Source organism: Streptomyces tatrensis (assembly GCF_049310065.1).
Lineage (GTDB): Bacteria > Actinomycetota > Actinomycetes > Streptomycetales > Streptomycetaceae > Streptomyces.
Genome location: NZ_JBMDLB010000011.1, coordinates 2,091,201 through 2,103,272, shown reverse-complemented (window position 1 = coordinate 2,103,272; position 12,072 = coordinate 2,091,201). Strand labels below are relative to the sequence as shown.

Below are 12,072 nucleotides of genomic sequence, written 5' to 3'. Positions count from 1 at the left end.
CGCTCCGGCGGCCGCGCTCGCACCAGTCAACTGCAACGAGACAAGGGACGTGGGTTGCTCAAGTCTGCCCGCAAGCAGGAGAAGCAGGACCAGAAGGCAAAGGACGCCGAAGGGCGGATGCCTCTTGTCGAGCACCTGCGTGAGCTGAGAAACCGGCTGATGAAGGCGGTCCTCGGGGTCCTCGTGGTCACCATCGTGGCCGCGTTCTTCTACAAGGACCTGATCGACTTCATGATGAAGCCGATCCTGGACTCCGTCGGCTGTGCCAACGGCGTGGTCGCGCAGCGCAACGGGAATCCCTGTGCCGCGATGACGGTCAACGGCCTGATCGCGCCCTTCTCCATCGCCCTGAAGGTCTCGCTGACCGCGGGTCTCGTGCTCTCCGCCCCGGTGTGGCTGTACCAGCTGTGGGCCTTCGTGGCCCCGGGTCTGCACAACAACGAGAAGAAGTACGCCGTGGCCTTCGTGGCGGTCGGCGCGCCGCTGTTCGGCGCCGGCGCCGTCCTCGCGTACAACGTCCTGCCGCAGACCGCGGTGATCCTGCTGGAGTTCACCCCCGACAACGCGAGCAACCTGCTGCCGGTCGACGACTACCTCGACCTGGTCACGCGCATGGTCGTCGTCTTCGGCCTGGCCTTCGAGCTGCCGCTGCTGCTGATCCTGCTCAACGTCACCGGGGTGCTGAGCGCGAAGCGGCTCGCGAGCTGGTGGCGGGCCATGGTGCTGGGCATCACCCTGTTCGCCGCGTTCGCGACGCCCACCGGTGACCCGCTGACGATGCTGGCGCTGGCCACGCCGATCGTCGCCCTGTACTTCGTCGCGCTCCTGTTCTGCTACCTCAACGACCGCAGGCGGGCACGGAACAACCCCGATGCGGGCCTCGACGACGACGAGGCCTCCGCGGTGGACCTGACCCCGGCTGAGGTGGGCGCGGTCGAGGCCGTGGCGGCCCCGGGCGCGCTGCCCGAGCAGGCCGACGGCGGACGCCGGCGGATCAACGGCTACGACGACGCCACCTGATCGACGCGGGTCCGCCCGGCGGGTACGCCCCCAGCTACGCTGGGAGGTGCCCCCGCCGCGGGTGAGTGCTGAGATCACCCTCTTCGTCAATCCCACCGCAGGAAGCGGCCGGGCCGCGCACGCCGCGCAGCCGGCCGCTTCCGCGCTTCGCGGGGCCGGTTTCTCGGTGCGGACCGTGGTCGGCGGCGATGCCCCCGACGCCCTGGCCCGGCTGCGCACCGCGGTGCGCGAGGGCACCGGAGCGGTGATCGCGGTCGGCGGTGACGGGATGGTGTCCCTCGCGCTGCAGGCGCTCGCGGGGACGCTGGTGCCGCTCGGGGTGGTCGCGGTGGGCACCGGGAACGATTTCGCGCGCGCGATGGGACTGCCCGTACGGGAACCGGCGCGGGCGGGCCGGCTGGCCGCCGAGGCGCTCAAGGAGGGCCGGTTCCGGGAGATCGACCTCGGCCGGGTGGACGGGGCCGGGGCCGGTGCGGCCGGTGGAGGCACCTGGTACGGGACCGTGCTGTGCTCCGGTTTCGACTCGGGGGAGGGTGATGGGCTGTCCGGTTGGAGACCACCTGCGCACCATTCCGGGGCACCGCTTTCGCGGTCCCCATTCCGCTGCAGAGTGCCGTAGCTCTCTGTTGCGGTGTGAACACCCGTCGGCAGTAGGCAGGTTGTCGGGCAGTGGGAGGTCACTGACCTGCCCGGCGGTCGGGAGGATCGTCGACGGACGGACGTAAGTGCTGTCAAACCCGCCGGGGCGACCCAGGGGGGAGTCTCCCGCCGTGCAGGCGGGAGAGAGCTTCAAAAGGGCACCCACCTCGGCCAGCCGAGGGTGAACGCGTCCGCTGACCGCGAAGGTCGTGCCAGAGGCGGTCCGAGGGGCTCACCGCCAATCCGGACGGGGAGCCCCTCGGACCGCCCCAGGTGAGCGCGAGTTGCGTCCCGGCGGCCCTGCGGCTCCTGGCGTAGGGCGGCCGGGCCCGTCCGGGCCCGCGCAAAAGATCGCGACTGTTGTCAGGGGCGGCGGGTAGGCTCGATGACAAGATGACCGAAGAACTTTCTCCCGCCGAGCGGTACGCCGCTGCCCGGATCCGCGCCGCCGAAGAGGCCACGGCCCTGGCGCCCTTCCGTGAGATGTACGAATTCGACCTGGATCCCTACCAGATCGAGGCCTGCAAGGCATTGGAGGCCGGCAAGGGCGTCCTCGTCGCCGCACCGACCGGCTCGGGCAAGACGATCGTCGGCGAGTTCGCCGTGCACCTGGCCCTCCAGCAGGGCCGCAAGTGCTTCTACACCACGCCCATCAAGGCCCTGTCGAACCAGAAGTACGCCGACCTCGCCAAGCGTTACGGCGCCGACAAGGTCGGCCTGCTCACCGGTGACAACAGCGTCAACTCCGACGCTCCGGTGGTCGTCATGACCACCGAGGTGCTCCGCAACATGCTGTACGCGGGCTCGCGGGCGCTGGTCGGTCTGGGGTACGTGGTGATGGACGAGGTGCACTACCTCTCCGACCGGTTCCGCGGAGCCGTCTGGGAGGAAGTGATCATTCACCTCCCCGAGTCGGTGACCCTGGTCTCGCTCTCCGCCACCGTCTCCAACGCCGAGGAGTTCGGCGACTGGCTCGACACCGTGCGCGGCGACACCCAGGTGATCGTCTCCGAGGAGCGGCCCGTACCGCTGTGGCAGCACGTCATGGCCGGCCGGCGGATCTACGACCTCTTCGAGGAGGGGTCCGACCACGGCGGCCGCGGTTCCGCGCGCCGCGAGGTCAACCCCGATCTGCTGCGGATGGCGCGCGAGGAGAACAGCAGCCGGTACGGCCCGAAGGACCGGCGGCGCGGAAAGATGGTCCGCGAGGCCGACCGCGAGCGCGAGCGGCGCTCCCGCGGCCGGATCTGGACCCCCTCGCGCCCCGAGGTCATCGCCCGGCTCGACGGCGACGGGCTACTGCCCGCCATCAACTTCATCTTCAGCCGGGCCGGCTGCGAGGCCGCCGTCCAGCAGTGCCTGTACGCGGGCCTGCGGCTCAACGACGACACGGCGCGCCTCAAGGTGCGCGAGATCGTCGAGGAGCGGACGGCCTCCATCCCCACCGAGGACCTGCACGTCCTGGGGTACTACGAGTGGCTCGAAGGACTGGAGCGGGGCATCGCCGCGCACCACGCGGGCATGCTGCCCACCTTCAAGGAGGTCGTCGAGGAGCTGTTCGTACGGGGTCTGGTGAAGGCGGTCTTCGCCACCGAGACCCTGGCGCTGGGCATCAACATGCCGGCGCGCACGGTCATCCTGGAGAAGCTCGTCAAGTGGAACGGCGAACAGCACGCCGACATCACCCCCGGCGAGTACACGCAGCTCACGGGCCGGGCCGGGCGGCGCGGCATCGACGTCGAGGGCCACGCGGTGGTCCTGTGGCAGCGGGGGATGGACCCGGCGGGTCTGGCCGGGCTCGCGGGTACCCGTACGTATCCGCTGCGCTCGAGCTTCAAGCCCTCGTACAACATGGCCGTCAACCTGGTCCAGCAGTTCGGGCGGCACCGCTCGCGCGAGCTGCTGGAGACCTCCTTCGCGCAGTTCCAGGCCGACCGCTCGGTCGTCGGGATCTCCCGGCAGGTGCAGCGCAACGAGGAGGGCCTGGACGGCTACCGGGAGGGCATGACCTGCCACCTCGGGGACTTCGAGGAGTACGCGCGGCTGCGCCGCGACCTCAAGGACCGCGAGAACGACCTGGCCAAGCAGGGGGCGGCCCAGCGGCGGGCGCAGGCGGCGGCGTCGCTGGAGAAGCTCAAGCCGGGCGACATCATCCACGTCCCGACGGGCAAGTTCGCCGGGCTGGCGCTGGTGCTGGACCCGGGCGTGCCGGCCGGGCGGTCCAACGGGCACCGCGGGCACGAGTACACCGAGGGTCCGCGCCCGCTGGTGCTCACCGTGGAGCGGCAGGTCAAGCGGCTCGCCGGGATCGACTTCCCGGTCCCCGTCGAGGCGATCGAGCGGATGCGGATCCCCAAGACGTTCAACGCGCGTTCCCCGCAGTCCCGTCGGGACCTGGCGTCCCAGCTGCGGACCAAGGCCGGGCACCTCACGGTGGAGCGCCGCGCGGGCGGGCGGGCGGCGGCGGCCGACGACCGGGAGATCATGCGGCTGCGCACCGCGCTGCGGGCGCACCCGTGCCACGGCTGCGACGAGCGCGAGGACCACGCCCGTTGGGCGGAGCGCTACCACCGGCTGCAGCGGGACACGCGGCAGCTGGAGCAGCGCATCGAGGGCCGGACGAACACCATCGCCCGCACCTTCGACCGGATCCACGCGCTGCTGACGGACCTGGACTACCTGCGCGAGGACGAGGTGACCCCGCACGGGCGGCGGCTCGCCCGGCTCTACGGCGAGCTCGACCTGCTGGCGTCGGAATGCCTGCGGGCCGGCATCTGGGAGGGTCTGAGCCCGGCCGAACTGGCCGCCTGCGTCTCGGCGCTGGTCTTCGAGGCGCGGCAGTCCGACGACGCGGTCGCGCCGAAGGTGCCGGGGGGCGCGGCGAAGGCCGCGCTCGGCGAGATGGTCCACATCTGGGGCCGGCTCGACGCGCTGGAGGAGGAGCACGGCATCAACCAGGCGGAGGGCGTGGGCCAGCGCGAGCCGGACCTCGGCTTCGCGTGGGCGGTGTACCAGTGGGCTTCCGACAAGAGCCTGGACGAGGTGCTGCGCGAGGCGGAGATGCCGGCCGGTGACTTCGTGCGCTGGTGCAAGCAGGTCATCGACGTGCTGGGGCAGGTGGCCGCCGCGGCGCCCTCCTCCTCGGCTCCGCCCTCCTCCGAGGGTGGCAGCACGGTGGCCCGGAACGCGCGCAAGGCGGTGGACGCGCTGCTGCGCGGTGTGGTGGCCTACAGCTCGGTGGGCTAGCCGGATTTGGATGTTCCTCCAGAAGTGGTCATGGCCGGATCTCATCTCTTGCCATGATCACTTCTGCGTGTCCTGTGGGAAAATCGGGCCATGACTGGTGGAACGGACGATGGGCCGAGACGGGTCGGTCGGCCGCGCGCCGATCAGCTGAGACCCGCGAGCGGGCGACCGCCGCGCGAAGAACTCCTCTACGCCGCGGCCGAATTGTTCACGGTCAAGGGGTACGCGGCCACCACCACGCGGGCGGTGGCCGAACGGGCCGGAATGCGCCAGGCCACGATGTACCACTACTTCGGCGGCAAGGAGGAACTCCTCGCCGAACTCCTGGAGTCCACGGTCGCGCCCTCCCTGGAACTGGCCCGCCGGCTGGTCCGGGAAACGGACCGGCCCGCCGGCCGCCGGCTCTGGGAGCTGTGCCGCTCGGACGTGATGCTGCTGTGCGGCGGGCCGTACAACCTGGGCGCGCTCTACCTGTTGCCCGAGGTCTCCGGTGCGCGCTTCGCGCGCTTTCGCCGGATGCGCCAGGAACTCAAGGGCATCTACCGGGAGTTGCTCGACGGGACCCGCGCCGGAGCCGAACTCGCCGGTGACCGGGCCGGATTGGTGCTCCGCAACGACCTCGTCTTCGGCCTCATCGAGGGCGTGATGCTGATCCACCGCTCCGATCCGGCGCGCCCGGTGGCCGCCTTCGCGGAGGCCACCGCCGACGCGGCGCTGCGGATCGCGGACGTCGCCCGCTAGACCCGTACTTCGCGGGTGAGCGTTTCAGGTCTGTGGCCAGCGAGTCTGCGTGATGTCGGTGTCGAGGAGGTCGAGGAGGTGGAGTTGGACGCCGCGGTTGATCTGGACGGTTGGCGGGTCGGTGACGTTGCCGATTCGCAGGGTGAGTTCGCCGAGGTGGTAGAGGATCATTCGGCCGGTGGGGCGGACCCGGCGGTTGTCCGGGTAGAGGCCGGCCATGGTTTCTTCGGGGCCGAGCGCGCGTCTGACCTGCCGTTCGATCAGGCAGAAGACGAGCAGGGCCAGGCAGATGACCTGGATCAGCGCGGCGACGCGTCGGTTGTGCTGGACGAATACCGGTGCGACCGCGAGGGGGCCCTTGAAGTCGTGGTAACGCCGTTCGACCGCGCCCTGGCCCTTGTAGTGGATCAGGACCTGGGCCGGGCCGGCCTTCCCGGCCGGGACGCTGGTGATGAGCGCGTACCAGCCGTCGACGGCTGCTTCGGCTTTCAGCACGTCCTGGTCAAAGTTCCAGGTGAGGCCGGGGGTGCCGTGCTCGTCGGCGGTGATGTGCCAGCGCAGGCAGGAGGTGACGCGGCGTTTGGCCGTGACGACGCCGATCCGGGCGACGATCTTCTCCCGGGTCTTGTAGTGGCGTCCGCCCGCTGCGGCGGTGAGCTTGTCGAGGTCTTCGGCGGCCTTGGCCAGTCGTTTGGCCCGGGCTGCCTGCTGGCCGGCCGCGACGGCGGTGGAGTGGACCAGGATCCGGCGCACCGTGAGCGACGGGTCGCTCTTGCGGCGGCCGGTCAACGTGTGGGTGTCCTCCAGAACCCGGTATGTCTCGCGTTCCGCCTCCGGTTTCCTTTCGTCCCGCTCGGGCACCCAGTCGACAGGCTCGGCCCGCCCGAGATCCAGGGCCGCGTAGACCTCGTCCTTGATCTGGGCGGCCGGGACGGGAGCGATGAACTCCACCCCGGCTTCCAGCAGGGCGGTGATGTTGGAGTAGGACACCAGCTTGGAGTCGGCGACCATCAAAAACGTGTGGGTGCCGGCCATCGTCTTCAGGTCTTTCATCGCTCCAACGACCTGGCTGACCTCGGCCGCGGCGCCGTCGAAGACCCGGGAGTGCACGGGGATACCGCCGTCGGCCGCTACCGCGAGCCCGGCCTGGACCTGCTTCAGGTCCACCCGCCGGTCCTTGGGATGCCCGTTGCAGCCGATGAGCGGGTACTGCTCGTCCTGGTCCTCGGCGGGGAAGGCTCCGTGGACGGACATGCTGGTCATGTCCCAGTGCAGCCGGGAGACGTCGATCCCGAACTCGGTGATCGCCCGGGCGCCGACCGTGCCCGCGATGACCTCCAGTTTCGGGGCGATCGCGTCCAGCGCGCGGGCCAGACGATCATCGTTGAGCAGGTCCGGCGTGATGCCGAAGACCTCTTCCACCGCCCAGGTCCGGGCCCAGTCCCCGACCCGCACCAGCGGTGCGGGCGAGGTCAGCCGGTTGGCCACGAGCGCCTCGATGACCTGCCCGTGCGTCAGATGGGCGCTCGCGCCGCCCGGACACACCTCATCGACGATTCCGGCCACGTCCAGCCGGCGCAGAAACTCGGCAGCGACAGGCAGAGCGCCCAGACGCTTTTCCACCACGGACGTCACCACAACTTCAAGGCGCTGACGCTGGGACCGTGGCCGCGGGGACCGGGAAGTCATCGACACACCCGGCCCAACGCCACACGACCGGTCCGGGACACTCCCGGACCGGTCACACCATACGAATCAACGACCCGCGAAGTACGGGGCTAGACGGCCTGGGTCTCCCCGGTCCTAGGCGCCGTCCCCGGATCCCTCTTCCCAGCCCGGCCGGTCCTCCCAGGCCCGCAGGGTGCGGGCGCTCTCGATGCGGTGCGCGATCCCGGTGACCGGATCGGTGAACTCCAGGGTGCGGGCCAGGAGCTGGAGCGGACGCCGGTAGTCGTCGGGCGCCGGATCGCGGACCACCGGATAGACCGGGTCGCCCAGGATCGGCAGGCCCAGGCTGTTCATGTGCACCCGCAGCTGGTGGGTGCGCCCGGTGTGCGGGGTCAGCCGGTAGCGGCCGGTGTCCCCCCGGACCGCGAGGAGTTCGGCCAGGGTCTCGGCGTTGGGCTCGGCGCCCGCGACCTCCGTCGCCGCCATCACCCCGCGCACCTTCTCGATGTGGCTGCGCAGGGTCCGCGGGAACTCCACCGCCGGGTCGTGGGGCGCGAGCGCCTCGTACTCCTTGCGGATCCGCCGCTCCTGGAACATCAGCTGGTACGCGCCCCGGTCCTCGGGGCGGATGCTGAACAGCACCAGCCCGGCGGTCATCCGGTCGAGGCGGTGCGCGGGGCTCAGCGCGGGCAGGCCGAGCTCCACCCGGAGCCGGGCCAGGGCCGTCTGGAAGACGTGGCTGCCGCGCGGGGTGGTGGCCAGGAAGTGCGGCTTGTCGGCCACCAGCAGGTGCTCGTCGCGGTAGACGACCCCGATGGGGAAGGGCACCACGGGCTCGGGCGGCATGTCCCGGTGGAACCACAGGAAGCCGCCCGGCTCGTACGGGTCCTGCGGCCGCAGCACCCGGCCGCCGGCGCCCAGCACCCGGCCGTCCCGCAGCAGGCGGGCCATGGACTCCTCGCCGCGCGTGCCCTCGTAGCGTGCCGTGAGGTAGGAGCCGAGGTCCGGCCAGGTCCCGTCCGGGTCGGGGGGCAGCCGCATGCGGACCGGGTCGATGCCGGAGACCTGGGGCAGGGGCGCGTCGGGGATGTGGGATCTGCGCTTCACCGGGTACAGGCTATGCGGCCGGGGGACGGACTAGCCCCTGGTGAAGGTCCCCAGGTGGTCGGCGTCCAGGTACTCGATGCGGACCGTGCGGTCGGCGGGGGAGAAGAACACTCCGGTGCGGCCGACCGCGTTCTCCCCGGCGGTCTCGAAGCTGAAGGTGTCCCCGTCGTAGTGGGTGAGGGGGAAGACCATCGGCTCCGGGCCGAGCGACAGGGTCAGCCCGCCCCCGCTCGTGGCGGCCACGGTGGCCTTGCCGTAGTAGGGGTTGTCGTAGGTGCCGGTGTACGCGGAGTCCTCGCCGGCGGGCTCGGCCCCGGTGGGCGGGTGGGCGTAGTCGGTGGGGGAGCGGCCCTCCGCGTTGATCTGTGCGTAGAGGGCGCCGGTCAGGGCCAGCCAGTCGGTGGTGGCCTTCCCGTGTTCGGCGGTGTCGAAGAAGTCGGCGGCGACGGCGTCGGGGAGGCCGACGGGGGCGCCGTTGGTGAGGACGACGATGCCGAGCTTCTCCAGCGGGAGCATGCTGACGCTGGTGTTGGCGCCGAGTTCGAAGGCGCCGGAGTGGCTCAGGCGCAGGCGGCCCGCGTCGTCGTAGTTGACGTTCCAGCCCAGCCCGTAGAAGCCGGTGCGGCCGGTGGGGGAGGCGGGCGGCTGCGACACGATCTCGGGGAGGTGGGTGCGGGCCAGGGTGTCGGCGGGGATGATCCGCTTGCCGTCGAGGGTGCCGCCGGAGAGCTGGAGCCGCAGCCAGCGGGACATGTCGCGGGCGGTGCTGCTCACCCCGCCGGCCGGGGCCTGGGCGTCGGGGTCGCGGACGTAGCGCGGGATCCACGTGCCGTCACCCTTCTTGCCGTCGGGTGCGGCCTTCACGTGGGTGGAGGCGTGGTCGGGGGCGTCGACGAAGGCCTGGAACTCGGTGCTGGTGTGCGTCATGCCGGCGGGCTTGAAGAGGGTGTCGGCGCTGAGCTTCTGCCAGGTGGCGCCCTGGGCACGGGCGATCGCCTCGGCGGCGGCCGTGAATCCGTAGTTGGTGTAGGCGTAGCTCGCGCGGAAGGGGGACAGGGGCGCCAGGCGCAGGTGGTCGAGGATGTACGCCTGGTCGTAGCCGAGGTCCTCGAGGAGGTCGCCGGCGTGGTCGGGCAGGCCGCTGCGGTGGGAGAACAGGTCGGCGGTGGTGACGTGGGAGGTCACCCACGGGTCCTTGAGGGCGAAGCCGGGCAGTTCCGCGTGCCGGTCGAAGTCGCCGGGGTCCTTGAGCACCCCGGCGGCGATGGTGGAGGTGATCGGCTTGGAGAGCGAGGCGACCTGGAAGACGGTGTCGGGGCCCACCGCGGCCGGGTCGCCGACGCGGCGCAGGCCGAAGCCCTTGAGGTAGACCACCTCGTCGTCGTGGACGACGGCGACGGAGACGCCCGGGACCCCGGTGCGGCGCATCATCTCGGCGACCGTCGCATCGAGACGCCCCACCGCCGTGTCGACTTGGGCGTCGGTGAGCTGGGCGGTGGGCGCGGGCGGCGGGCTCGGAGCGGCGGTCGCGGTCCCGGCCGTGGCCAGGAGGGCGGCTGCTCCGGCTGCCGTGAATGCGCGGAGCGTACGCATGCGCCCATTGTGCCGCCGAACGGGTGATGCCGCTCCCGGGAAGCCGTCCGATGCGGCTTCCGGGGAGCCGCCGAGTCAGGAGGCGGCGGAGGCCAGGGTGCGTTCCTGCTCGGCTTCGACTTCCGCGTTCCAGTCGCGCTTGATCGCACGCCAGCCCTCGTCGGTCTGGCCCAGGCGCCAGTAGCCGGAGATGGACAGGCGCTCGCGCGGGATGCCGCGGTCGATGCGCAGGTGGTGGCGCAGGGCTTTGACGAAGCCGGCTTCGCCGTGCACGAAAGCGTGTACGTCGGCTGAGGGGAAGGCCAGGGCCTGGACCGCCTCGGTCAGCGCCTCGCCGATCGGGCGGGAGCCGCGGTGGATCCAGACCGGGACGATGCCGTCAGGAGTGGCGATCTCCTGCTCGTCGTCCGGGCCCTCGACCTCCACGAGCGCGTGGACCCGCGCCCCGGCGGGCATCCGCTCCATCGCGGCGCCGATCGCCGGAAGGGCGCTCTCGTCGCCGACCAGGAGGTGCCAGCCGGCGACCGGGTCCGGGGCGTAGGCCCCGCCCGGACCGAGGAAGCGTACGAGTTCACCCGGCTGGACGCGGGCAGCCCAGGGGCCGGCCAGTCCCTCGCCGCCGTGGACCACGAAGTCGAGGGTCAGCTCCAGGCGGACCGGGTCCCAGGCGCGCACCGTGTACGCGCGCTGGCGCGGCCATTCCTCGCGGGGATGGGCCGCCCGGATCCGGTCGAGGTCCCAGGGGGTGGTGTAGGTGACGCCGGTCGGTGCGAAGAGCAGTTTCACGTAGTGGTCGGTGTACCTGCCCGCACCGAATCCGGCCAGCCCCGCACCGCCCAGCACGATCCGCACCATGTGCGGACTCAACCGCTCGGTCCGCACGACCACTGCGGTGCCGACCTTGCGGGCGCGTCCTTCTGCCACGACGTCTCCCTGACTTTCCGACCCTGACTCCGTTAAGCTTAGGATTACCTAAGTTAGCACCTCACGGGCGCAGTGCGCTGCTTAGACGTTCAACTGCGCCACTCAGGCCCCACCGGTGAGCGAGCGCGGCGACGAGATCCGGCTGGGCGGGAACGGCCGGGAGCGCCGGGTCGAACGATGGAAGCGGAACGTCCGAAGCGACCTGTACCACCTTCGGGGCGACCGCTAGATAATCCCTGGACTCGTCCAGGCGCTTGCGCTGGGTGGGGGTCAGCTTCGACTTCGGGTCCTCGATGGCGGCGATGATTCCGGCCAGGTCCCCGTAGGCGTCCAGCAGCTTCGCCGCCGTCTTCTCGCCGACGCCGGGGACGCCCGGCAGGCCGTCGCTCGGGTCGCCCCGCAGCAGCGCCAGGTCCGCGTAGCCGGGGCCGTCGACCCCGTACTTCTCGCGGAGCCAGGCCTCGTCGGTGACCTGGAGGGTGCCCACGCCCTTCAGCGGGTACAGCACGCGGCGCTGCTTCGCGTCGTCGACCAGCTGGTACAGGTCCCGGTCGCCCGTGACGATGTCCACCGGGCCCGTGGCGCGACCGGTCAGGGTGCCGATCACGTCGTCGGCCTCGTACCCGGCGACCCCCACCCGGGCGATGCCGAAGGCGTCCAGGGCCGCCTCGATGATCGGGACCTGCGGGGCAAGGGTGTCGGGGGTCTCCTCGACGTCCGGACCGCTCTCGGTCTCCTGCGCGACCCGGTGGGCCTTGTAGGAGGGGATCAGCTCCACCCGCCAGTGGGGCCGCCAGTCGGCGTCCATGCAGGCGACCAGGTCGTCGGGCCGGTGGTCCTGCACGAGGCGGCCGATGAAGTCGAGCAGGCCGCGGACTGCGTTGACCGGAGTGCCGTCGGGGGCCCTCACGGAGTCCGGCACGCCGAAGTACGCGCGGTAGTAGAGGGAAGCGGTGTCCAGGAGCATCAGGCGTCGTGTCGTCGTCACGGTCACGATGATGCACTGAGGGGAAACGGAAAGTGGCGCAGGTACGGCCTCCTCTGCTCTTGAGCGCGAAACCGGGGCCGGTTGCTGCGTAAGGTGCTTACAGCACACCGATGTGCGATGTGCGATGTGCGACGGACCGGAACACC

Annotated in this window: 9 protein-coding genes; 4 read left to right on the top strand and 5 right to left on the bottom strand. The window is 71.2% G+C overall.

Annotation, left to right across the window (positions count from 1 at the left end):
- Positions 1–54: 54 nt before the first annotated feature.
- From tatC to ACODT5_RS25240, 4 genes are all read left to right on the top strand, one after another.
- Positions 55–1,020 carry a twin-arginine translocase subunit TatC gene (gene tatC, locus ACODT5_RS25255; RefSeq protein WP_422521543.1) on the top strand — a complete coding sequence of 322 codons (966 nt, stop codon included), beginning with the start codon at positions 55–57 and terminating at the stop codon, positions 1,018–1,020.
- A gap of 61 nt (positions 1,021–1,081) precedes the next feature.
- Positions 1,082–1,639 carry a diacylglycerol kinase family protein gene (locus ACODT5_RS25250; RefSeq protein ID WP_422521542.1) on the top strand — a complete coding sequence of 186 codons (558 nt, stop codon included), beginning with the start codon at positions 1,082–1,084 and terminating at the stop codon, positions 1,637–1,639.
- A gap of 413 nt (positions 1,640–2,052) precedes the next feature.
- Positions 2,053–4,905 (top strand): DEAD/DEAH box helicase, encoded by a 2,853-nt coding sequence (locus ACODT5_RS25245; protein WP_422521541.1) that lies wholly within the window; start codon positions 2,053–2,055, stop codon positions 4,903–4,905.
- Between the two features lie 90 nt (positions 4,906–4,995).
- Positions 4,996–5,646, top strand: a complete 651-nt coding sequence (locus ACODT5_RS25240; protein WP_422521540.1) for a TetR/AcrR family transcriptional regulator — start codon at positions 4,996–4,998, stop codon at positions 5,644–5,646.
- A gap of 24 nt (positions 5,647–5,670) precedes the next feature.
- Here the strand turns inward: ACODT5_RS25240 and ACODT5_RS25235 are convergent, their stop codons facing one another.
- From ACODT5_RS25235 to ACODT5_RS25215, 5 genes are all read right to left on the bottom strand, one after another.
- On the bottom strand, positions 5,671–7,272 hold the full coding sequence (locus tag ACODT5_RS25235; RefSeq protein ID WP_422520030.1) for an IS1634 family transposase: 1,602 nt from the start codon (positions 7,270–7,272) through the stop codon (positions 5,671–5,673).
- Between the two features lie 177 nt (positions 7,273–7,449).
- Positions 7,450–8,421: an RluA family pseudouridine synthase gene (locus tag ACODT5_RS25230; protein WP_422521539.1), complete on the bottom strand. Its 972-nt coding sequence runs from the start codon at positions 8,419–8,421 to the stop codon at positions 7,450–7,452.
- A gap of 30 nt (positions 8,422–8,451) precedes the next feature.
- On the bottom strand, positions 8,452–10,014 hold the full coding sequence (locus ACODT5_RS25225; protein WP_422521538.1) for a serine hydrolase: 1,563 nt from the start codon (positions 10,012–10,014) through the stop codon (positions 8,452–8,454).
- A gap of 75 nt (positions 10,015–10,089) precedes the next feature.
- Complete coding sequence (locus ACODT5_RS25220) at positions 10,090–10,938, bottom strand: siderophore-interacting protein (RefSeq protein ID WP_422521537.1); 849 nt, start codon at positions 10,936–10,938, stop codon at positions 10,090–10,092.
- A gap of 61 nt (positions 10,939–10,999) precedes the next feature.
- Complete coding sequence (locus ACODT5_RS25215) at positions 11,000–11,905, bottom strand: 5'-3' exonuclease (protein ID WP_422525020.1); 906 nt, start codon at positions 11,903–11,905, stop codon at positions 11,000–11,002.
- Between the last annotated feature and the right edge of the window lie 167 nt (positions 11,906–12,072).

Bases quoted from the DNA above. Each gene is read 5' to 3' on its own strand.
- ACODT5_RS25245 (WP_422521541.1), top strand. From the start codon at position 2,053: ATGACCGAAGAACTTTCTCCCGCCGAGCGGTACGCCGCTGCCCGGATC.
- ACODT5_RS25240 (WP_422521540.1), top strand. From the start codon at position 4,996: ATGACTGGTGGAACGGACGATGGGCCGAGACGGGTCGGTCGGCCGCGC.
- ACODT5_RS25225 (WP_422521538.1), bottom strand. From the start codon at position 10,014: ATGCGTACGCTCCGCGCATTCACGGCAGCCGGAGCAGCCGCCCTCCTG.
- ACODT5_RS25215 (WP_422525020.1), bottom strand. From the start codon at position 11,905: ATGCTCCTGGACACCGCTTCCCTCTACTACCGCGCGTACTTCGGCGTG.